Here is a 21,301-nt window from a genome sequence, read left to right as displayed (position 1 = left end):
AAATGAGAATAACTCAAAAAATTCTATAGGAAATAAAATGGCACTTTTTGTACAACCACCTAAATCAATTTGTATTTTACGTCTTTCTGCAATTGGTGATGTTTGTCACGTATTAGCCGCAGTACAACAAATTCAAAAATATTGGGCAGAAACTAAAATTACTTGGATTATCGGAAAAACAGAACGTCAGCTTTTTACGAATATTCATAATATTGAATTTATTGTTTATGATAAAAAAACCGGCTTAAAAGGTATTTTACAATTATGGCGTACCTTAAAAGGCAGAAAATTTGATGCACTATTGAATATGCAAACAGCATTGCGTGCTTCTTTTATTTCTCTTGGCATTAAGGCTACTTATAAAATTGGTTTTGGTAAACAACGAACGAGAGAGGGGCAATGGCTGGTTACAAATCATAAAGTTACCGATCCAGAAAATCCCCACGTTTTAGCTGGCTTTATGGCATTTGCTGAATATTTAGGGGTGCCGACAAATAAGCCACAATGGGATCTGGGGATAACCTCTGAATTGCAACAAAAAGTGAGACAATTTATTGCTACAGATAAAAAAAATCTGATTATTTCTCCTTGTTCAAGCAAACAAGAAAAAGATTGGCTAATTGAGCGATATGCGGAAATAGCTAATATTGCCGATCAAAATAATATCAATGTAATATTCTGTGGCTCGCCAGCAAAAAGAGAAATAGAAACAGTGAATAAGATTATTCAGCAATGTCATTTTGAACCGATTAATTTATGCGGTAAAACTTCGCTGTTAGAACTGGCTACTCTTATTGGTATGGTAGATTTAGTTATCGCCCCAGATAGTGGACCTGCTCATATCGCCACAACACAAGGTACACCAATTATTGGTTTATATGCTTATCATAATCCTTTGAGAACAGGGCCATTTAATAATCTGCATAATGTTGTGAATGTTTATGAAAAAAATATTGAAAAGGAATTTGGTAAATCTTCTAGTCAATTAGCTTGGGCGACAAAATTAAAAGGAAAAAACCTAATGGCAGATATTCAAGTAGAAGCGGTAATTAAGCAAATGTGTGCCTTAGGAATGAATATACATAATCTTTCTAGTCGAGAAAATAATGTTTAATAAAATTTTTGTATGGTTTGAAAATCGAATCGATCCTTATCCAAATAACAACACGCCACTTGCCCAAAAAAGTTTATTTGCTTTTATTTGGTCAAATTTATTCGGAATGAAAAAATGGATATTCTTACTGGCCATTTTTTCTCTTGGGCTAGGCGTAATTGAAGGAATGCTATTTCAATTTATGGGGGTACTAGTGGACTGGTTAGGTCAATATACGCCCAAAGAATTATGGCAGGAAAAAGGGCATCTACTTATAGTAATGTTTGGTATTTTGTTACTAAGTATTATTTGGTCTTTTTTAGCTTCGGCAATTAGGCTACAAAGTTTACAAGGTGTTTTTCCAATGCGATTACGTTGGAATTTCCATCGCTTAATGCTTGGGCAAAGTTTAACTTTCTATCAAGATGAGTTTGCAGGGAGAGTATCTGCCAAAGTAATGCAAACCGCTCTTGCAGTAAGGGATACGGTGTTAACCTTAGCGGATATGATGGTATATGTATCCGTTTATTTTATCACTTCTGGGGTTATTTTAACTGCATTAGATATATGGCTATTATTACCTTTCATTATTTGGCTCATAGTTTTTGCAACTATTCTTAAAATCGTGATACCCAAATTAGCAAAAACCGCACAACGTCAGGCAAATGCCCGTTCATTAATGACAGGAAGAATTACTGATGCCTATTCTAACATTGCAACCGTCAAGTTGTTTTCTCATAGTTCAAGAGAAGCGGATTATGCAAAAAAATCAATGGAAGAGTTTATGGTAACTGTGCATTCTCAAATGCGTTTAGCCACTTCATTGGATACCTTAACATATAGTGCTAATGTGGCTTTAACTTTAGGGACAATGTTGTTAAGTATCGTATTGTGGTCAACTGGTGCGATTGGTGTAGGTGCGATTGCCACAGCGATAGCAATGGCATTGAGAGTAAATGGACTTTCTCGCTGGATTATGTGGGAAGCTGCTCGACTATTTGAGAATATAGGTACAGTAAATGATGGTATGGCAACATTAATAAAGCCACACAGTATTGTTGATAAGCCCAATGCTGCTAACTTAGTGGTGAATAATGGAAATATTTGCTTTGAGAATGTGAGTTTTAACTATGAAGAGAGTAAATCCTTATTAAATAACTTTAATTTAACTATAAAAGCAGGGGAAAAAGTAGGGTTGGTTGGTCGTTCTGGTGCAGGAAAATCAACTATTGTTAATTTACTGCTACGTTTTTATGATACGGCAGAAGGAAAAATTACCATTGATGGTCAAAATATTGCTGAAGTTACTCAGGAAAGTTTGCGTAGTAACATTGGTTTAGTAACACAAGATACCTCATTATTACATCGTTCTGTACGAGAAAACATTATTTATGGTCGCCCTACAGCAACCGATAAAGAACTTTTTTATGCAGCAGAACAGGCAAAAGCCAATGAATTTATCGATAATCTTATTGATTCGCAAGGTAACAAAGGCTACGCGGCACAAGTCGGTGAACGAGGTGTAAAACTTTCCGGTGGGCAACGACAACGTATTGCGATTGCTCGGGTAATGTTAAAAGATGCGCCTATTTTGTTACTTGATGAAGCCATTAGTGCTCTAGATTCTGAAGTGGAAGTCGCTATTCAAGAAAGTTTGGATAAAATGATGGAAAATAAAACCGTTATTGCCATAGCTCATCGCCTTTCAACCATAGCGGCAATGGATCGTTTAATCGTATTGGATAAAGGTCAAATTATTGAGCAAGGGACTCACAATGAATTATTAGCTAAAAATGGCTTGTATGCAAAACTTTGGCATCATCAATGTGGTGGATTTTTGAATGAGAATTGCTTATAAGTGGATAAAATTAATATTATTCCTAATAAATTATTGAAGTATGACTTAAGCTTATCTAGATTTTGATTATTGGGTATATTTTTAGATTTAATTCAGTTTATCCCCCAAAATAATATTTTAATTCTTTGGGGGATTAAAAGAGAGCTATTGAATATCCTTTCTAAAAGAAACTAGTAATTGATCGATTTTAAAATTTTCAGTATCAATGATTTCAAATTTATATTTATCGTGCAAGACAAAGTCCGTTTTTTTAGGGATTTTACGCAGTATATACATCATAAAACCGCCAATAGTTTCATAGTTTTCTTCATCAGGGAATTCATCAATGTTTAATGCTCGCATAACATCTTCCAAAGGTGTTGCACCATCAATCAGCCATGAATTTTCATCTCGGCGGACAATTTGTTCTTCTTCATTAGATACAAGCTCACCCATCACAATACTCATTACGTCTTTAAGTGTAACGATACCGACTACTAAAGCATATTCATTGACTATTACAGCAAAATCTTTTCCTGCAGACTTGAATAATTCAAGTACCTCAAAAAGTGATAAGGTATCAGGAATAAATAAGGCTTTACGCAATAAACTCGTATCTGTTAGGCTTACTTTATCATCTTGCATATAGCATGTTAGTAGATTGTGCGTTTCTACATAGCCGAGAATTTTATCAATGCTTTTATCACAGATAAGTAACTTTTGGTGTGGGTTTTTTTCGATTATTTCCAGTACTCTTTCTTTTTTAAAAGAGCGGTCTAAAAAAACGATATTTTCACGAGTGGTCATAGTTGATGTAACTGTGCGTTCTTGCATATCAAAAATATTTTCAATGAGATAATGCTCTTGAGCTTTTAATACTCCAGCTTCCGCTCCAGCATCCATTAAGGCTACTATATCTTCGGAGGTGAGATCATTTTTTCTTTCTATTGATATTTTGAATAGCTTAAAAATAGCGTTCGCTGTACTATCAAAAAGCCAAACAAGTGGTTTAAATAGCATAATATTAAACCGCATAATCCCCACTGTTTTTAGTGCTACTTTTTCAGGATTAGTCAGTGCAAAACGTTTTGGAATGAGATCGGCAAATAAGATAAATGCAACAGTTACAAACGTAAAAGATAGCCATGAAGATAATGGATAAATCCAACTTGCTTGGGTATATTTTACGAGAATCTCTTTTAGATAAGGTGTTATAGCACTTTCTCCGATAACCCCAGATAAAATTGCCACCATATTTAAGCCAATTTGTACAAATGTAATAAATCGTCCAGGAGAAGCTTGTAAGGCAAGGATTTGTTTTGCTTTTTCATTACCTTCATTAGCTAAAACTTGTAATTTTAGCTTTCTTGCTCCAGCAAGGGAGATTTCGGCAGAAGAAATAACCGCACTTGTTAAAATAAGTGCCGTGATAATTAAGATCGCTTCAAATAAACTCATAATTTTGATTTGTAAATTTACTAGGTAATTAGGTAAGAGAGCAGAATGCTCTCCCCATTGAAAGTATTGATTTTATTTATTTCTCGCTATCAAACCAGCCACGAATAAACTGAATAGCAAAAAATAAAGTAATGAATAAAAATGCGTATAGAACATAGGCAAGGATTGAGTAGGATTGTCCTTTGTCTAATGTTACTTCTTTTATTGATACTGCATTTCTAAATTCATCAAGAATAATCAATCGCCAGCCATAATATTTGACTTCAATAAGCTTACTTTCATTAGCAAAATTTTGTGCTTTTGCTTGAAGATCCGCGGAATCAAATTTGAAATAGAATGGAAATCCCCAGCGAGTATCTTCATTACGATATACCATTGGTTTGGACTCATTAGGCTTTTGCGTGTAAATATAATAGACATCACGAGTTGGCCCATCAGCAGGATTCGCTTTAGTAATAGGTCCATCTTTATCTACTCGTTTAACTTCAACTCCGGTTACATTGGTAACTTCATAATGGGGAGTAATATAATCTACGCCTGCAAATAAAATAGCATAAATTGTTAATAGCAAAAGAAATAATAGGTATTTAAAGAATTTTCTCATAATGTATTCCTTATTTTGATAATTATCTTCATTGTACCTTAACTTTAAATAAACGTTCAAAGTTTTGTGTAGTAATTTGTGCAAATTCTTCTGTGGATAAGCCTTTTAAACTAGCAATGTATTCACAAATCTCTCTTGTATAAGCAGGTTGATTTTGTTTGCCTCGATAAGGCACAGGAGCTAAATAAGGACTATCCGTTTCTACTAAAAGACGATCTAAAGGGATCTGACGAACTACATTTCGTAAGTCCTCTGCATTTTTAAAGGTAACAATTCCAGATATGGAAATATAAAATCCGATGTCTAGTGCTTGTTTTGCCATTTCCCAATTTTCAGTAAAGCAATGTAAAACACCGCTACATTTATCTGCCTGATTTTCTTTTAATAGGGCAATGGTATCTTCTCGTGCTGCACGGGTATGTACAATAATTGGTTTATTTAATTGGTTAGCAATTTGAATTTGTTGAGTAAATACAGATTGTTGTAAATTTTTATTCTTTTCATCATAGTAATAGTCTAGTCCTATTTCACCGATGGCGATGACTTTTTTATCTTGAGCTAAATGGAGTAATCGAGCGTAATCAAATGGTTCATCTTCTAGATCCAAAGGATGCACACCGCAAGCAAGGGAAATATTATTAAAGTTTTTTAATTGTTCATAGGCTTGTTCAAAACGAGTTAAGGTTACCCCTATGGCGAGTAAGTGCTTTACATCTCGTTGTCTTGCTTTTTCTACTACATCGGCAATATTTTTATGTAGTTTATCATAATCTAACGCATCTAAATGGCAATGACTGTCCACGATGAACATAAATAAATCCTGTTTTAATAGTTATAAGTAATGATTTTCATTATAGAGTAAATATGATAGCTATACTAATAGATTAAAGTCAAATTCACGATCTTTTATTGTGGCGTTTTTTCAAAAATTTCTGTGATTAATTTTGTTAGCCCGTCTAATAAAATAATTTCTTGATTAACGCCATTAATTTGCATTAAATCTAAGCGTACCTTTTGAATGATTTGACTAGCTTGGAGCAGACCTTGAATGCTGTTAGCATCGGCAAAAAGCAAAATACCTTTTTTGAGATCTTGATTGATTTGGCTTTCTTGAATAGCTAATTTAGATTTGAGTGCATCAATAAAGAATGAGTTTATCCAGTCTAGTTGTTGATCTATTAAATTATTATCAAAAAATGGAAGTAATTCTAATGGTGATCGTTTGCTATAAAATTTCCAAAATTGACGTAAAAATTCAACACGTTTATCAAGAATATTTTCCTGTAAACTATTTAATGCGAGAAGTGGTCGCCCATAATTAATACGAAGTGCGGTTTGAATTTCTTTTATTTCTGCATTATGTTGTGTATGTAGCCAAGTAAGCGTTTCTTGTTCTGTTGGTATTTTGATTAACCAAGTTTGACAACGGCTGTGAATAGTCGCTAACAATGAGGATGCAATATCCGTTTGTAATAAAAAATAGGTGTTTTCTCGTGGTTCTTCTAAGGTTTTTAGCAATGCATTTGCTGCCGACTCAGTCAAACGATTTGCACCTTTTATTAACACTATTTTATTACCATTTTGTTGGGCAAATTGACTGACTTTTTCGTTGATTTCTCGTACCTGATCAATACCAATATCTTTATTTTCTATTGGCGCTAAAGAATAAATATCAGGATGATTATTTGCATTAAACAGTTGGCAACTATGACAATGATTACAAGCTTGCTCTTGCTGTTTATTTTGACAGATTAACCAACGACTAAGCTGTTGGATTAATTGTTCCGTACCTAATCCTTGCTCTGTTTTAAATAATAAAGCGTGATGCCCGTGTCCCTGTAAAAAGGCTTGGGTGATTTTTTGGTAATAAGGGACTAACCAAGGGTATAAGTGTTGCATATTATTTATTTCTATTCATTTCTACAAAATTTTTGACCGCACTTTGAATATCTGTTCGGACTTTATCAATATCTTGTTCTGCGTTGATGATAACCGCTTTCGGATTATTTTCGACTAACGCTAAGTAACGTTGACGAGTGCGGTAGAAAAAATCTAAGTTTTGTTGTTCTATACGATCTAAAGCACCACGTCCTCTGGCTCTCGCTAAACCAATTTCAGGTGTTATATCTAAATATAAGGTAAAATCTGGCTCAAAGTTATCAAGAACAGAAGTTTTTAACGTGGCTAGAAAAGCTTTATCCATTTGTCTGCCACCCCCTTGATAGGCTTGTGAAGATAAATCGTGACGATCACCGACGACCCATTTTCCAGCAGCTAGTGCTGGTTTAATGATATTTTCGACAAGCTGGATTCGTGCCGCATATAGCATTAGTAATTCGGCTTTATCAGTAACTGGCTCTTCATTTTCATGTTTGATAAGATGACGTAATTTTTCAGCTAAAGGCGTGCCACCAGGTTCACGGGTGAAAATAACATCAGTAATACCTTCACGTTTTAAAACTTCGACAACTGATTGGTGAGCAGTTGTTTTTCCCGCTCCTTCTAATCCTTCAATCACAATAAACTTACCTGTTTTCATCTTATTTCCTTTTATTTTTGATTACGATACCAACGTAAATATTCTTTTACCGCACGGTTATGATCTGCTAGATTTTTCGTAAATTTATGTCCACCTGTACCATCAGCCACAAAGTATAAAAAGTCTGTCTTTTCTGGGTGTGCAACTGCTTGAATAGCACTTTCCGTTACCATTGCAATAGGAGTAGGTGGTAATCCATCGATTACATAAGTGTTATATGCGGTGGCTGTTTCGAGATCTTTTTTACGGATATTACCGTTATAATTATCCCCCATACCATAAATAACCGTTGGATCGGTTTGTAATTTCATTCCTTTGTTGAGCCGATTAATAAAAACGGAGGCTACACGTGGTCTTTCTGCTGCGATACCTGTTTCTTTTTCGACTATTGAAGCTAAAATTAACATTTCATAAGGGGTTTTTAATGGTAGATCTTTATCACGTTGTTGCCACGCTTGTTCTAGTGTTTTGACTAGACGGTTTGCCGCTCGTTTTAATAATTCAAGATCCGTAGAGTTCGGCGTATAGCTATAAGTATCTGCATAGAGCCAGCCATCTAAATTTTGCCATTCATAATTGAGTTTTTGTTTTTTATCTTTTGGTTTCGCATAATCAGGTAATACCAAAAGTTGAAAAATATCTTGATCTCTTTTTCCCATTAAGGTTTGCTGTAAGTGCGGTGCTTTTTCGAGATCTTTTCTCCATTCATTGAAGGTTTTCCCTTCGATAAATTGTACTTGAAATTGTACTTCTTTTCCTGAATTGAATAGTGTTAATAATTGATTGACGTTTTCTATCCCTTCTAGGCTGTAAGTACCCGCTTTAATTTTATTTAATTGTGGTTGTAGTTTTAGTAGATAGGGTAAGAGTTGAGCATCTGTTAGGATCTTTTTTTGTTCTAATAATGTGGCTAATTTTTTACTTGTAGTTCCTCGTTCAATAGTAAGTAGTTGTTCACTTTTTTGAATGGGTTGATTAATAAAGGTATTAATCTTTGTATATCCCCAATAAGTCGCTGTGATTGCTAGAGCGATTAGTAATAATAAAATAAATAAACATTTTTTCATAAAAATAAAATAAGTTGGATTGCTACTATTGAAATTGTGTTTGCCAGTTTAACATAGGATATAAAAGTGCGGTTAATTTTGATGTAATTTTATAATAATATTTAAGGTAATTTGAATAACGAAACCGATGCCAAAAGCAAATAATAATGTGCCGATACCGACTGTTCCGCCGAGTAAATAGCCAAGAGAACAGACAGTAACTTCTAGTATTGTACGCACAATACCTACTTTCCAGCGAAATTTATAGCATAATCCTACCATTAACCCATCTCTTGGTCCTGCCCCTTGATGAATAGTTAGATAAAAGACGGTGGCTATTCCTAGAATAATAATGCCAGTTATTGCATAGATAAATTGGCTGATTAGCTCCGTTGGTGCGGGAACAAGTGCAGCAGTTAATCCTAAAAATAGTGCAACAAAAAGAATATTTAGTAGAGTACCAAAACCTGCCTTAAGTTTTAATGGGATCCAAAGTAACATAACACTAATACTGATAATTAATGATACCCAGCCAATACTTATGTGCGTTTGTATTGCAATACCTTGTGCAAAAACTGTCCAAGGTGAAGACCCTAAGCCAGAAAGCAATAATAGTCCTTCCCCAATACCAAGCACACTCAATGCAATGGTTAGTACAATTAGTGGGATTAATTCTATTTTCCAAAGCGATTTTGCTGTCCAAATTGTTCTTGGTAATACTCTAAAATCTTTTTTCATACACCTTTATATTCTTATTTTTGAGGAAATAATAAAGTAGAATAGTATTGATATCAAATAGCTTATGGGAAAATTTTTCTAAAAATTTTAGAAAAAGTGATTTATTGTGAATTTGATCATGTTTGATGAATAATTTTTGTAGTACAATGCTCGCCGAAAAAAGCTTGATGTTTAATTTAATTATCTTAGGACTAAAGAAAAGGAAAACAAGTATGGGTACGTTAATTAGTATTGTTGGTATTTTTGTGCTATTAGCGATTGCGATATTATTTTCAAGCAATCGTCGAGCAATTAGTTATCGCACGGTGTTTGGTGCATTATTAATTCAGATTTCTATGGGAGCATTAATCCTTTATGTTCCACAGGGTCGTAATGCGTTGAAAGTAGCTGCTGATGCAGTGCAAACGGTAATTAATTATGGATATGATGGTATTCGCTTTTTATTTGGTGGTTTAGCACCAGGTGCTGATGGTTCAATGAGTTCGTTAGGTTTTATTTTTGCAATTAATGTATTACCTATAATCATATTCTTTTCTGCATTAATCTCGGTATTATATTACATTGGTGTGATGCAATGGATTATCCGTATTATTGGTGGAGCTCTGCAAAAAGCGTTAGGTACTTCTCAGTCTGAGTCTATGTCTGCTGCTGCAAATATTTTTGTTGGGCAAACTGAAGCTCCTCTTATTGTTAAACCTTATATTGCAAAAATGACGGAATCAGAGTTATTTGCTGTAATGTGTGGTGGTTTAGCTTCTATCGCAGGTTCTGTACTAGCTGGCTATGCAGGTATGGGCGTACCTCTAACTTACTTAATTGCCGCCTCATTTATGGCAGCACCTGCTGGTTTGTTATTTGCTAAAATAATGGTACCTCAGACAGAGAAATTTAATGATGATATTTCTAAAGTTGACTTAGAAAAACCTGCTAATATTCTTGATGCCGCTGCTGGTGGTGCATCATCGGGTATGAATTTAGCATTAAATGTAGGTGCAATGTTAATTGCATTCGTGGCATTAATTGCATTAATTAATGGTATATTAGGTGGTGTTGGTGGTTGGTTTGATCACCCTGAATTATCATTAGGTCTAATTTTAGGTTATGTTTTTAAACCGTTAGCTTGGATTATTGGTGTGCCTTGGGCTGATGCTGAAATTGCGGGTCGTATGATTGGTACAAAATTAGCTATTAATGAATTTGTAGGTTACTTAGAATTTACACCGTATTTGGCAGCGGATGCAGCAGTTCAGTTAGGTGATAAAACAAAAGCAATTATTACTTTTGCATTATGTGGTTTTGCTAACTTTAGCTCAATCGCTATTTTAATTGGTGGTTTAGGTGCACTAGCGCCAAGCCGTCGTGGTGATATTGCTCGTCTTGGTATTAAAGCGGTGATTGCTGCTTCTTTAGCGAACTTAATGAGTGCAACTATTGCTGGATTATTTATCGGATTAAGTGGTGCACCTCTTTGATTTTCTATACTATATACTTTAATTGCTTATTTTATGTATATAAGTAATGGATCTTTAAATTACACCACGATACAAACGTGGTGTAATTTTTTAGAGGAAAATGTTCAGCTTGATCTCTGGAGAATACGATGAAACGAGTATTTGTAATGGTGCTAGATTCTTTAGGCATTGGGGCTAGTCCAGATGCCGATAAATTTGGTGACAAAGGGGCAAATACATTAATGCATATTGCACAACAATGTGCAGATGGTTTGGCTAATACCGCAGAGCGTAAAGGTGGGCTAACATTACCTAATCTTGAAAAACTCGGTTTGGGTTTAGTGGCAGAGAAGGCTTCAGGGCAGTTACCGGCAAATTTTCAGCAAAATGTTGATATTCATAATGCCTATACTTATGCACAAGAAATTTCTTCAGGAAAGGATACGTTATCTGGGCATTGGGAAATTACGGGAGTACCTATTTTATTAAATTGGGGGACTTTTCCTGATGAATGTAATAGTTTTCCCGATGAGTTATTGCAACGGATTGTCAAAAAAGCAAATATTTCCGGATATTTAGGAAATTGTCTTTTGTCTGGCTCTGAGATTCTTGAACGCTTTGCTGAGCAACATATTGAAACGGGTAAGCCTATTTTTTATACTTCCTCTGATTCTGTATTTCAGATAGCCTGTCATGAGGAAATATATGGGTTGGAAAAATTGTATGAACTTTGCCAAATTGTTCGTGAAGAGCTAGATGATTATAATATTGGTCGGGTGATTGCAAGACCATTTATTGGGGATAAAATTTCGGGCTTTATTCGCACGGGTAATAGAAAGGATTATGCTATTGAGCCTCCAGTAAAAACGGTATTAGATAAACTAGTTGATGAAAAGCAAGGGGAAGTTGTTGCTATTGGTAAAATTGCTGATGTTTATGCTTATGCTGGTATTACAAGGAAAGTAAAAGCGACAACAATTGAGGAACTATTTGATAAAACTTTATTAGAAGTAAAAAGAGCGGGGGAAAATACTCTCGTATTTACTAATTTTATTAATTTTGATACTGAATTTGGTCATCATGCAGATGTTGCAAATTATGCAGCAGAGTTAGAATATTTTGATCGTCGCTTACCTGAGTTATTAAAATTGGTAACAGATGAAGATATTATTATTTTAACGGCTGCTAATGGTGGTGATTTAACGGTATCGGGTAAAGGGCATACAAGAGAATACGTTCCTGTTTTAATTTATGGTGCGAATATCCCTAGTGGCTTTTTAGGAAAGCGGGATACTTTTGCGGATATTGGACAAACTATTGCTAACTATTTTGGTTTATCTGAAATGGATTATGGTGTTCCAATTGTTAATTTTAATCAAAAAGAAGGAAAAAATGATGACTCCACATATTAACGCACCAGAAGGTGCATTTGCAGATGTTGTATTAATGCCAGGGGATCCACTTAGAGCTAAATATATAGCCGAAACATTCTTAGAAAATGCCAAAGAAGTCACTAATGTTCGCAATATGCTTGGCTATACTGGAACTTATAAAGGTAGAAAAATATCAGTAATGGGACATGGAATGGGTATTCCTTCTTGTTCTATTTATTCAAAAGAGCTAATTACTGAATACGGCGTGAAAAAAATTATCCGTGTTGGTTCTTGTGGCGCGGTTCGTATGGATGTAAAAATTCGTGATGTTATTATTGGAATTGGTGCTTGTACGGATTCTAAAGTAAATCGTATTCGTTTTAAAGATCATGATTTTTCTGCCATTGCTGATTTTGATATGGCAAGAGCTGCAGTACAAGCTGCAGAAAATAAAGGGATTGCTGTAAAAGTAGGTAACCTTTTCTCTGCTGATTTATTCTATTCTCCAGATACTGAAATGTTTGATGTAATGGAAAAATATGGCATTTTAGGAGTGGAAATGGAAGCCGCTGGTATTTATGGGGTAGCCGCAGAATTTGGTGCAAAAGCATTAACGATTTGTACTGTTTCAGATCATATTCGTACTCATGAACAAACAACAGCGGAAGAGCGTCAATTAACCTTTAATGAAATGATTGAAATTGCATTAGAGTCTGTATTAATTGGTGATAAACTTTAAGGTATTTTTATCCAAAAGCACCCTATTATTGATAATGATAGGGTGTTTTATTTTTTAAATTTTTTCCATACTTTATCTTCTTGTCCACGCCATAGGCGTTGTATATTATCGTGATGGCGATATACCAGTAAACAGCAAACTAACGCTACGGGAAAGGTAAATTCTGGTTTAAACCACCATACATAAAAAGGTATTGTAAGTGCAGTAATAACCGCACTTAATGAAGAATAGCCACTAATTAAAAACACAAGTAGCCACGTTCCTAGCATTAAACCCGCAACACTCCAACCTATGGGGGCAATTGCACCAAAAGCGGTAGCCACGCCTTTCCCTCCTTTAAAATTAAAGAAAATCGGAAAAATATGACCTAAGCAAGCTGCTAATGCGATCATACCGAGTTCAAATTGACTAAAACCAAGATAGTAACCAAGCCAAACTGGCAACATACCTTTTAATATATCAAAAATTAGAACAGCTAATGCAGCCCAACGTCCACCAATACGTAGTACATTTGTTGCACCTGGATTATTTGATCCTGATTGACGAGGGTCGGGCAATTTGAGTAATCTACATATTAAAATAGCACTGGATATAGAGCCTAATAAATAGGCGAATATCATATATAAAAGGGCGAATATGCTCATTATTTTGACCAAATTAGAAATAAACGAAAAAATTGTTCGTTCATTGTACATAAAATTGGTAGCATACACCTAATAAAATTTTAATTATTGGAGGATTTAACGAATGGATAAAGTATTTATAGAAGGATTGACGGTATTTTCTCAAATTGGTGTTTATGATTGGGAACAAAAAATTAAACAAAAATTAATCTTTGATATTGAAATGGCTTGGGATTCTAAGCAAGCCGCAGAAACTGATGATGTTGCTTATTGCTTAAATTATGCAGAAGTGAGTGAATTTATTATTGATTATGTTGAGTCTAAGCCATTTCTATTAATTGAGCGTGTTGCTTACGAGGTTGCGGAGAAATTACAGCAACAATTCGCTATTTCATGGTTGCGATTAAAATTAAGTAAGCCAAGTGCCATTGCTCAAGCAAACAATGTTGGAATTATTATTGAAAAAGGTAAGCTTTAAATTAATTAATAAGCTATACGAGTTCTAATAGCAATGGTAGTTTATCTATTTCGACTGTTGGTAAAGTGTCTTTTTCAGTAAATTGATGGGATTTTTCTGATACATTCAACCATACCGCTTGGCAGTTTGCTTGTATTGCCCCTTGTATATCTGAAATTAAATTATCACCAATATGCAAGATCTCTTGTGGTTGTATCTTAAAATATGCTGTAGTTTGCTGAAATAGATCGGGGTGAGGCTTTGCTCGACCTTGTTTGCCGCCTCGCCACACAAATTGGAATTGATTTAAGCCAATTTTTGTAGGCTCTACATTTCCATTTGTTAATGCAACTAATGGATATTTTTTAGCAAGTTGCTCTAATACATAAATACTTTCTTCTGGGACATCAATTTTATGTCGCCATTTAATAAAGGTTTTCATTGTTTGTTCAGATATGTGTTTAATTTCAACCGCACTTTTATGATGATGTTTTAGTAATTCTTCTATTGTTTTAATTCGCCAAGCAATAACGTCTTCAGCTAAAAGGGGATATTCTTCTTGCACTTTCATTTTCCACATTCCCCAGTATTCATAAGTGAGTTCTGGGATTTTGCTGAGATCTTTTAAATGTTCAAGAAAATGTTGAACAGCAAGCTGGATAGTTTGTGTATTGTCATATAATGTGTCATCCAGATCAAAACTGATTACCTTAAAAGGTTGTAAAGTGCGGTGGTATTTTATCATATTTTTATTTTTTCCTTTTTGCTCTCGGATGAGCAGAATCATATACTTGGGCTAAATGCTGAAAATCTAAATGGGTATAAATTTGAGTTGTTGATAAACTGCTATGCCCTAATAGCTCTTGTACTGCTCGAAGGTCAGAACTACTTTCTAGCATATGTGTTGCAAAAGAATGGCGTAACTTGTGGGGATTTAAGTGGTTGGTTAATCCTTGTCGAATCCCCCAAGTTTCCATTCTTTTTTGAATTGATCGGTTAGACAACCGATTGCCAAGTTGGCTGACAAATAATGCGTCATCTTTTGGGTTAAATAATTGTCGTACTTTTAACCAATCTTGGATCGCTTTTGAAGCGTAACGACCAAAGGGTAAAATACGTTCTTTATTTCCTTTTCCGATTACTCGTAATTCTCGAACTCTGGTGTTAATACTGTTTAAATTTAGACTATTTAATTCTGAGAGTCGCAGTCCTGAACTGTACATTAACTCTAACATTGCTCTATCTCGAATATCAATAGGCTCTTTACTATCATTAGCCAGTAGCTGTTGAATTTGTTCACTATCAATATTTTTAGGGAGATGTTTTGCTTGTTTCGGTGAAGATATTCCTGTTGCTGGATTAACCTTGATTTCATTTTGTTGCACTAGATAATTGAGAAATTGTCGGAAAGCGGATAGACGTAAGGCAAGACTTTTTTCTTTTAATCCTTCTTTTTTACTTTGAGCAAGGACAAAACGTACAATACTAGGTGTGATCTGTTGCCAGCATTGAATATCATTTTGTTGTAAAATCTTTAAAACAGTGTTGAGTTGGTGTTGATAATTAGTAAGTGTGTAAGGACTAACTTGTCTCTCTATACGTAAATAAGCCCAGTATTTATTTAATAGTTGTTGCATTGCATATTATCCCAATGATTTGATAGCCATCTGCTTAAATGTAGCTCAACAATGTCAACCAAGTGTTTTAAAAATTTTGTGTCTTGCCCATTGTGGAAATGTTGTGTATCTCTTGAGGAAAATATAAGTAGTGCGGTAGCATTTTGGCTTGTTTTTGTACCTAACAGACAGCAAGCAACTGATCCAATAGGAAATTCATTTGCTAAAAAAAGTAATGATTTTTCTTTATTTGTCATATTACCAAGATAAAAACGGCGTAAGCCAAAACGTTCTAGGCGAATAATTTCAAAAGCCTTAGGATCAAGCCAATAATCTTCTAATAATTCATTATGTTTATGCCATTTATTCGTAAATAATAAAATTTTAGCTTGTTGTAATTCCCATTCTTTTGCCCATTGATTAATTGTAGTAATTCCGTCTGTTAATGTATTACATTGTGAGAGCTTTTGTTGTAAGGGCATTAAGGCAAAGAAAATATCTTGTTGTTGGTTCGCTAATTGAGCAAATAATTGTAATGATTTTTCAAGTTGTTGTATTTTTTCTCGCTGACGAGCTAATTGCATTTCAATCAAAGATATTGTGCCACTTTGGTTATGTGGCACAATCAAGCAGTCTAATAAATCAAGGTGATTTTTAAAAAAATCAGGATGTGATTGCAGAAATTGAACAACTTGTTGTTTTATATTTTCTTTATCCATTATGTTGACCTTGATGGTATTTAATTTACTTTATTTTTTGATTCAGTATAAAAATAATTCACAAAACATTATATTATTTTTGTTTATAATCATATTGTTAACGAATATTCGAAGAATTGTTGTACAAGTGTGTTAAAATTGACCCATTTTTAACACACTATTTATTAAAATAGTCAATTATCAATTCTTAGGCGCTATTATTTGGGGTTTTTTAGGTTTGGTTATTTTCTCAAATTTCTTTCCTTTATTTGCTTGAATTAAGGTTTCCACTTGCTGAGCTAATGTTGGTAGACTCATTTTTTCATAAGCCTCTTTCATTAATGGTAATGCATCAAGAGTAGCTTGTGTATCTGGATGTTGTCTTAACATTCCAGTTACTCGATTAGCAACAGCTACATGCGCATCACGTTTAGCATAAAATTTTGTAATAGCTAACTCATGACGCGCTAGACTTGCTTTAATATAAGCCATTCTTGCAATAGCGTCAGCTGCATAGGGACTATTTGGAAAGTTTTGTACTAAAACTTGAAAGTTAGCAAAGGCGGTTCTGATTGATGAACTTTCTCTTGTGGCTCTATCAACTTTAAATAAATCTTGTAGCCAATTATCACCTAATATGAAGTTTGTTAAACCAACCATGTAAATAATATAATCGAGGTTTTGGCTATGTGGGTGCTGTTTAAGAAAACGATTTGCTGCTGTTAATGCTTGTTGATAATCTTGAGATTTGTAATAGGCGTAAATTAAATTTAGTTGTGTTTGTTCACTATAAGTACTTGCTGGAAAACGTTTTTCAACAGTATCTAAATAACGAATAGCCTGTGAATAATCAGCATTTTGTAGATAAGTTTGACCTTTTGTATAAAGATCTTGAACAGAAATATTTTCAACATCTTTATTTGAATTGGAGCAAGCACTGATAGTAAATGCAGTTAGTGCTATAACAGCAAGAGATTTTAGTTTTAACATTGGTTAATCCTTATGTTTATGAGTACCAATAGATGATATAATGTTTCCATTCTATAGAACATTGTTTAATTATTCAATTCACGGATTTTATTTATGACACAAATTACTTTATCGGCTGAAGTTCAGTCAGAACATATGGGTCTTCGTTTAGACCAAACTTTAGCGGAATTGTTCCCTGATTATTCTCGTTCAAGATTAAAAACTTGGATTGAAGGGGATTGTGTTAAAGTGAATGGAATCATTTCCAATATACCAAGAGCAAAGGTTTATGGGGGGGAGCAAATAGATATTATTGTGGAAATTGAGGATGAAAATCGATTTGAAGCAGAAGATCTAGCATTAAATATTGTCTATGAAGATGAACATATTCTTGTGATTAATAAACCTAAAAATTTCGTGGTTCATCCTGGTGCAGGTAATCCCAAAGGAACAGTATTAAATGCTCTACTCTATCATTATCCTGAAATTGCAGAAGTACCAAGAGCTGGGATAGTTCATCGTTTGGATAAAGATACGACAGGATTGATGGTGGTTGCTAAAACGATTCCTGCACAAACTCAATTAGTACGAGAGCTTCAAAAACGCAATATTACTCGTGAATATGAAGCAATAGCTTATGGCATTATGACAAAAGGTGGAACGGTTGATCAACCGATGGCTCGTCACACAACTAAACGAACACATATGGCAGTACATCCAATGGGAAAACCAGCAGTAACCCATTATCGTATTATGGAGCGTTTTCGTAACTATACAAGATTACGTTTACGTTTAGAAACGGGGCGAACACATCAAATTCGTGTACATATGGCACACATTGCTCACCCACTTTTGGGGGATCAAACCTATGGTGGACGTCCACGTCCCCCAAAAAATGCTAGTGAAGATTTTATGGCTGTATTAAGAACATTTAAACGTCAAGCATTACATGCGGTTATGCTACGTTTAAATCATCCAATTACAGGAGAGCTAATGGAATGGTACGCTCCCTTACCTGATGATTTTGTGGAATTAGTAGAGGCTTTAAAAGCCGACTATCTTTTACATAAAGACGATTTGGATTATTAATATGAAAAAAATTCAACCAAATTGGTTAGTGCCTAAAAATGTTCATGGTTTTACAACCACAAGGGAAGGTGGCGTAAGTCTATCTCCTTACGCTAGTTTTAATCTTGGTGAGCATGTTGGTGATGATAAAAGTGCGGTCAAAAATAACCGCACTTTATTAGTTGAACAATTTTCATTACCACAACAGCCTTTATATTTAAATCAAATACATAGTACCAAAGTGGTTACTTTACCCTACGATAGTACAGATTTAAATGTAGATGCAGTTTATACAAATGTTGCTAATCAAGTATGCCTAGTGATGACAGCGGATTGTTTACCCGTATTATTAACTAATAAACAAGGAAATGAAGTTGCTGCTATTCATGCTGGATGGCGTGGTTTATGTGATGGTATTTTAGAAGAAACGATTAATTATTTTCAATGCCCTAAAAATGAAATTGTTGTCTGGTTAGGTCCCGCTATTAGCCAGAGAGCATTTCAAGTAGGTGATGATGTTGTTACACAGTTTATTGAAAAAGATCCACAAGCAGAAAAATGTTTTATTGTTGATCCTAAGGAAAAAGGAAAATATTTAGGGGATCTCTATGGAATTGCCAAACAACGTTTAAATAATCTCGGGATTAGCCAAATTTTTGGAGGGGAGCATTGTACTTATACTGAGAAAGAATTATTTTTCTCCTATCGCCGAGATGGAAAAACAGGGCGTATGGCATCATTAATTTGGTTTGAATAATAAAAGAAAATATTATTTTAGTATGTAAAAAAACCGCATTTCATAATTGAAAGTGCGGTTTAATTTTATGCTTTCAAAAAATTATTTTTAAGCGTAGTAAAATTACGCTAATTTTTTGATTTGTGCAGCTAATTTAGATTTATGGTTCGCGGCTTTATTTGCGTGAATTAAGCCTTTAGATGCCATACGATCTACAATTTTTTGCATATTTAAAAATGCTGCTTCTGCTGCTTCTTTATCACTTGCTGCTACTAATGCATATACTTTTTTAATTGAAGTACGCATCATAGAGCGTTGACTTGCATTGTGTTGACGGCGTTTTTCTGATTGAACCGCACGTTTTTTAGCTGACTTGATATTAGCCAAGGTCAAACTCCTAAAATTTTGTTAGTTTTATGGGATAAAAATAAAGACGTAAAATATGCCTTTTTTCTATACTATTGTCAATTAATTTATTCGAGAGTTTCGGTGAGACACAACCGATCGGATATAAATCCTAAGCATCGTTATATTAAAATGTGCTTTCTTGTTAGCCCACCCAAACGATGTGAGCGAGATTTTACCAGTTTTTTATCTTGGAATATAGCATAAAAATAAAATTTCTATACAATTGGGGTAATTTTTTTAGAAAAATGATAGTAAGGCGACTTATTTTGAGTAAAGGTTTATTAAAATCAGGTATTGTTGTCAGTTCAATGACCTTATTGTCTCGTGTGCTTGGTTTAGTTAGGGATATTATTACTGCGCAATTAATTGGAGCAGGCGTGGCAGCAGATGTGTTTCTCTTTGCAAATCGTATTCCTAATTTTTTACGCCGTTTATTTGCTGAGGGGGCATTTTCGCAAGCGTTTGTGCCAGTGTTAGCGGAGTATCAAAAAAATGGCGATATAACTAAAACACAAGCATTTATTGCGAAAATATCCGGTACATTGGGCGGACTCGTCACTATTGTTACCCTACTTGCAATGATTTTTTCGCCTGTTGTTGCAGCCGTTTTTGGAACAGGTTGGTTTATTGATTGGTTAAACGATGGAGCAGAGGCAAGTAAATTTGAACAAGCCTCATTATTGCTAAAAATAACCTTTCCTTACTTATGGTTTATTACTTTCGTGGCATTATCAGGGGCGATTTTAAATACCTTAGGTAAATTTGGTGTAATGTCTTTTTCGCCTGTATTATTAAATATTGCGATGATTTGTGCCGCACTTTTTCTCGCTCCATATATGAGTAGTCCTGATCTCGCTTTAGCTATTGGTATCTTTTGCGGTGGTTTGCTGCAATTTTTATTTCAAATTCCTTTTTTAAAAAAGGAAAATTTACTAGTAAAGCCGAAATGGGCTTGGAATGATGAGGGGGTAAAAAAGGTAAGAACTTTAATGATCCCCGCTTTATTTGGGGTATCAGTGAGTCAAATTAATTTATTATTGGATACCTTTATTGCCAGCTTTTTAATGACCGGATCAATCAGTTGGCTTTATTATTCTGATCGGTTACTTGAGTTTCCTTTGGGACTATTTGGAATTGCGATTTCTACGGTAATATTGCCGACACTTTCTCGTCATCACGTTAATCGTTCTGATGATAAAGCAAAAAGTGCAAAAGATTTTCGTAGCACAATGGATTGGGGCGTAAGAATGATTTTGCTACTTGGAGTGCCTGCGATGGCTGGGATTGCGGTATTAGCACAACCGATGTTATTGGTTTTATTTATGCGTGGCAATTTTTTATTTTCTGATGTGTTATCTGCTTCTTATTCTTTGTGGGCATTTAATGCGGGATTGCTAAGTTTTATGCTAATTAAAATTTTAGCCAATGGCTATTATGCAAGACAAGACACAAAAACACCTGTGAAAATTGGCATTATTGCAATGGTTAGCAATATGGGCTTCAATTTGTTAGCGATTCCTTTTAGTTACGTAGGGTTGGCGATCGCTTCAGCGATGTCGGCAACATTAAATGCTTTTTTACTCTATCGTGGTTTAGTCAAAGCGAATATTTATCATTTTTCCAGGGAAAGTGCGGTATTTTTTGCTAAAGTTTTTATTGCTTCGGTGGTAATGGGACTCAGTGTTTGGTATTTCTCACCTGATATTTTATTGTGGCAAGCGATGCCTTTTTTAAGTCGTTTACATTGGTTAAGCTGGCTGATTGCTTTGGCAGTATGTATTTATGTTGGGCTATTGTTGTTGCTTGGTATCCGTGTTCGTCATTTAGTTAGTACATTTAAGTCATAGT

General features: G+C 34.6%; 22 protein-coding genes. 9 read left to right on the top strand and 13 right to left on the bottom strand.

Annotated features, from left to right (window positions below; translation table 11 throughout):
• Nucleotides 1-37 precede the first annotated feature (37 nt).
• Complete coding sequence (locus tag EV697_RS07670) at nucleotides 38-1,114, top strand: glycosyltransferase family 9 protein (protein ID WP_132024325.1); 1,077 nt, start codon at nucleotides 38-40, stop codon at nucleotides 1,112-1,114.
• On the top strand, nucleotides 1,107-2,951 hold the full coding sequence (locus tag EV697_RS07665) for an ABC transporter ATP-binding protein (RefSeq protein WP_132024323.1): 1,845 nt from the start codon (nucleotides 1,107-1,109) through the stop codon (nucleotides 2,949-2,951). The genes EV697_RS07670 and EV697_RS07665 overlap by 8 nt, the downstream gene beginning before the upstream one ends.
• Nucleotides 2,952-3,095: 144 nt before the next feature.
• On the opposite strand, the gene paeA is transcribed toward EV697_RS07665, so the two are convergent.
• From paeA to yczE, 7 genes are all read right to left on the bottom strand, one after another.
• A complete protein-coding gene (gene paeA / locus EV697_RS07660; RefSeq protein WP_132024321.1) occupies nucleotides 3,096-4,388 on the bottom strand; it encodes a polyamine export protein PaeA in 1,293 nt (430 codons plus the stop codon).
• Between the two features lie 76 nt (nucleotides 4,389-4,464).
• Nucleotides 4,465-4,992: a DUF1523 family protein gene (locus tag EV697_RS07655; RefSeq protein WP_132024319.1), complete on the bottom strand. Its 528-nt coding sequence runs from the start codon at nucleotides 4,990-4,992 to the stop codon at nucleotides 4,465-4,467.
• 28 nt (nucleotides 4,993-5,020) lie between these two features.
• A complete protein-coding gene (locus EV697_RS07650) occupies nucleotides 5,021-5,803 on the bottom strand; it encodes a TatD family hydrolase (protein ID WP_132024317.1) in 783 nt (260 codons plus the stop codon).
• A 95-nt stretch (nucleotides 5,804-5,898) separates the two neighbouring features.
• Nucleotides 5,899-6,891, bottom strand: a complete 993-nt coding sequence (locus EV697_RS07645) for a DNA polymerase III subunit delta' (RefSeq protein WP_132024315.1) — start codon at nucleotides 6,889-6,891, stop codon at nucleotides 5,899-5,901.
• Between the two features lies 1 nt (nucleotide 6,892).
• Nucleotides 6,893-7,531, bottom strand: coding sequence for a dTMP kinase (tmk, locus tag EV697_RS07640; RefSeq protein WP_132024313.1), 639 nt, complete (start codon nucleotides 7,529-7,531; stop codon nucleotides 6,893-6,895).
• An 11-nt stretch (nucleotides 7,532-7,542) separates the two neighbouring features.
• Nucleotides 7,543-8,598: an endolytic transglycosylase MltG gene (gene mltG, locus EV697_RS07635; RefSeq protein ID WP_132024310.1), complete on the bottom strand. Its 1,056-nt coding sequence runs from the start codon at nucleotides 8,596-8,598 to the stop codon at nucleotides 7,543-7,545.
• 72 nt (nucleotides 8,599-8,670) lie between these two features.
• Entirely contained in the window at nucleotides 8,671-9,315 is a 645-nt protein-coding gene (yczE, locus tag EV697_RS07630) for a membrane protein YczE (protein ID WP_132024308.1), read from the bottom strand.
• A 212-nt stretch (nucleotides 9,316-9,527) separates the two neighbouring features.
• Between yczE and EV697_RS07625 the strand changes: the two genes are divergently transcribed.
• The 3 genes from EV697_RS07625 (at nucleotide 9,528) to deoD (ending at nucleotide 12,878) form a co-directional block, all read left to right on the top strand.
• Complete coding sequence (locus tag EV697_RS07625) at nucleotides 9,528-10,787, top strand: NupC/NupG family nucleoside CNT transporter (protein WP_132024306.1); 1,260 nt, start codon at nucleotides 9,528-9,530, stop codon at nucleotides 10,785-10,787.
• Nucleotides 10,788-10,915: 128 nt separating this feature from the next.
• Nucleotides 10,916-12,178, top strand: coding sequence for a phosphopentomutase (locus EV697_RS07620; RefSeq protein WP_132024304.1), 1,263 nt, complete (start codon nucleotides 10,916-10,918; stop codon nucleotides 12,176-12,178).
• Entirely contained in the window at nucleotides 12,162-12,878 is a 717-nt protein-coding gene (gene deoD / locus EV697_RS07615; RefSeq protein ID WP_132024302.1) for a purine-nucleoside phosphorylase, read from the top strand. Before EV697_RS07620 ends, deoD begins: the two co-directional genes overlap by 17 nt.
• Before the next feature lie 47 nt (nucleotides 12,879-12,925).
• On the opposite strand, the gene plsY is transcribed toward deoD, so the two are convergent.
• Nucleotides 12,926-13,522 (bottom strand): glycerol-3-phosphate 1-O-acyltransferase PlsY, encoded by a 597-nt coding sequence (plsY, locus tag EV697_RS07610; RefSeq protein ID WP_132024300.1) that lies wholly within the window; start codon nucleotides 13,520-13,522, stop codon nucleotides 12,926-12,928.
• Nucleotides 13,523-13,625: 103 nt separating this feature from the next.
• On the opposite strand from plsY, the gene folB reads away from it, so the two are divergent.
• Nucleotides 13,626-13,979, top strand: coding sequence for a dihydroneopterin aldolase (gene folB, locus EV697_RS07605; protein WP_132024298.1), 354 nt, complete (start codon nucleotides 13,626-13,628; stop codon nucleotides 13,977-13,979).
• 13 nt (nucleotides 13,980-13,992) lie between these two features.
• Here folB and EV697_RS07600 read toward each other — a convergent pair whose 3' ends face one another.
• The 4 genes from EV697_RS07600 to EV697_RS07585 all read right to left on the bottom strand — a co-directional run bounded on the left by EV697_RS07600 (nucleotide 13,993) and on the right by EV697_RS07585 (nucleotide 17,262).
• Nucleotides 13,993-14,700 carry an HAD-IA family hydrolase gene (locus EV697_RS07600; RefSeq protein WP_132024484.1) on the bottom strand — a complete coding sequence of 236 codons (708 nt, stop codon included), beginning with the start codon at nucleotides 14,698-14,700 and terminating at the stop codon, nucleotides 13,993-13,995.
• A gap of 7 nt (nucleotides 14,701-14,707) precedes the next feature.
• Nucleotides 14,708-15,595 (bottom strand): tyrosine recombinase XerC, encoded by an 888-nt coding sequence (gene xerC / locus EV697_RS07595; protein WP_132024296.1) that lies wholly within the window; start codon nucleotides 15,593-15,595, stop codon nucleotides 14,708-14,710.
• On the bottom strand, nucleotides 15,580-16,293 hold the full coding sequence (locus tag EV697_RS07590) for a DUF484 family protein (RefSeq protein WP_132024294.1): 714 nt from the start codon (nucleotides 16,291-16,293) through the stop codon (nucleotides 15,580-15,582). The genes xerC and EV697_RS07590 overlap by 16 nt, the downstream gene beginning before the upstream one ends.
• Before the next feature lie 180 nt (nucleotides 16,294-16,473).
• The gene (locus EV697_RS07585; protein WP_132024292.1) at nucleotides 16,474-17,262 is read right to left on the bottom strand and encodes an outer membrane protein assembly factor BamD; all 789 of its coding nucleotides are present in this window, start codon (nucleotides 17,260-17,262) and stop codon (nucleotides 16,474-16,476) included.
• Nucleotides 17,263-17,355: 93 nt separating this feature from the next.
• Here EV697_RS07585 and rluD point away from each other — a divergent pair, with 93 nt between their 5' ends.
• Both rluD and pgeF read left to right on the top strand, forming a co-directional pair.
• Complete coding sequence (rluD, locus tag EV697_RS07580) at nucleotides 17,356-18,330, top strand: 23S rRNA pseudouridine(1911/1915/1917) synthase RluD (protein WP_132024289.1); 975 nt, start codon at nucleotides 17,356-17,358, stop codon at nucleotides 18,328-18,330.
• 1 nt (nucleotide 18,331) lies between these two features.
• Nucleotides 18,332-19,066, top strand: coding sequence for a peptidoglycan editing factor PgeF (pgeF, locus tag EV697_RS07575; protein WP_132024287.1), 735 nt, complete (start codon nucleotides 18,332-18,334; stop codon nucleotides 19,064-19,066).
• 102 nt (nucleotides 19,067-19,168) lie between these two features.
• Here pgeF and rpsT read toward each other — a convergent pair whose 3' ends face one another.
• On the bottom strand, nucleotides 19,169-19,432 hold the full coding sequence (gene rpsT, locus EV697_RS07570; RefSeq protein ID WP_132024285.1) for a 30S ribosomal protein S20: 264 nt from the start codon (nucleotides 19,430-19,432) through the stop codon (nucleotides 19,169-19,171).
• Nucleotides 19,433-19,719: 287 nt separating this feature from the next.
• On the opposite strand from rpsT, the gene murJ reads away from it, so the two are divergent.
• Nucleotides 19,720-21,300, top strand: a complete 1,581-nt coding sequence (murJ, locus tag EV697_RS07565; protein ID WP_132024283.1) for a murein biosynthesis integral membrane protein MurJ — start codon at nucleotides 19,720-19,722, stop codon at nucleotides 21,298-21,300.
• Nucleotide 21,301 lies beyond the last annotated feature (1 nt).

Source organism: Bisgaardia hudsonensis (assembly GCF_004345785.1).
In the GTDB taxonomy this organism is placed as follows: Bacteria; Pseudomonadota; Gammaproteobacteria; order Enterobacterales; family Pasteurellaceae; genus Bisgaardia; species Bisgaardia hudsonensis.
This window is presented reverse-complemented; position numbering and strand designations above follow the sequence as displayed.

Bases quoted from the DNA above. Each gene is read 5' to 3' on its own strand.
- tmk (WP_132024313.1), bottom strand. From the start codon at position 7,531: ATGAAAACAGGTAAGTTTATTGTGATTGAAGGATTAGAAGGAGCGGGA.
- xerC (WP_132024296.1), bottom strand. From the start codon at position 15,595: ATGCAACAACTATTAAATAAATACTGGGCTTATTTACGTATAGAGAGA.
- folB (WP_132024298.1), top strand. From the start codon at position 13,626: ATGGATAAAGTATTTATAGAAGGATTGACGGTATTTTCTCAAATTGGT.
- EV697_RS07650 (WP_132024317.1), bottom strand. From the start codon at position 5,803: ATGTTCATCGTGGACAGTCATTGCCATTTAGATGCGTTAGATTATGAT.
- EV697_RS07645 (WP_132024315.1), bottom strand. From the start codon at position 6,891: ATGCAACACTTATACCCTTGGTTAGTCCCTTATTACCAAAAAATCACC.
- EV697_RS07670 (WP_132024325.1), top strand. From the start codon at position 38: ATGGCACTTTTTGTACAACCACCTAAATCAATTTGTATTTTACGTCTT.
- EV697_RS07620 (WP_132024304.1), top strand. From the start codon at position 10,916: ATGAAACGAGTATTTGTAATGGTGCTAGATTCTTTAGGCATTGGGGCT.
- pgeF (WP_132024287.1), top strand. From the start codon at position 18,332: ATGAAAAAAATTCAACCAAATTGGTTAGTGCCTAAAAATGTTCATGGT.
- EV697_RS07590 (WP_132024294.1), bottom strand. From the start codon at position 16,293: ATGGATAAAGAAAATATAAAACAACAAGTTGTTCAATTTCTGCAATCA.
- paeA (WP_132024321.1), bottom strand. From the start codon at position 4,388: ATGAGTTTATTTGAAGCGATCTTAATTATCACGGCACTTATTTTAACA.
- mltG (WP_132024310.1), bottom strand. From the start codon at position 8,598: ATGAAAAAATGTTTATTTATTTTATTATTACTAATCGCTCTAGCAATC.
- EV697_RS07665 (WP_132024323.1), top strand. From the start codon at position 1,107: ATGTTTAATAAAATTTTTGTATGGTTTGAAAATCGAATCGATCCTTAT.
- yczE (WP_132024308.1), bottom strand. From the start codon at position 9,315: ATGAAAAAAGATTTTAGAGTATTACCAAGAACAATTTGGACAGCAAAA.
- EV697_RS07655 (WP_132024319.1), bottom strand. From the start codon at position 4,992: ATGAGAAAATTCTTTAAATACCTATTATTTCTTTTGCTATTAACAATT.
- rluD (WP_132024289.1), top strand. From the start codon at position 17,356: ATGACACAAATTACTTTATCGGCTGAAGTTCAGTCAGAACATATGGGT.
- plsY (WP_132024300.1), bottom strand. From the start codon at position 13,522: ATGAGCATATTCGCCCTTTTATATATGATATTCGCCTATTTATTAGGC.
- EV697_RS07625 (WP_132024306.1), top strand. From the start codon at position 9,528: ATGGGTACGTTAATTAGTATTGTTGGTATTTTTGTGCTATTAGCGATT.
- deoD (WP_132024302.1), top strand. From the start codon at position 12,162: ATGACTCCACATATTAACGCACCAGAAGGTGCATTTGCAGATGTTGTA.
- EV697_RS07585 (WP_132024292.1), bottom strand. From the start codon at position 17,262: ATGTTAAAACTAAAATCTCTTGCTGTTATAGCACTAACTGCATTTACT.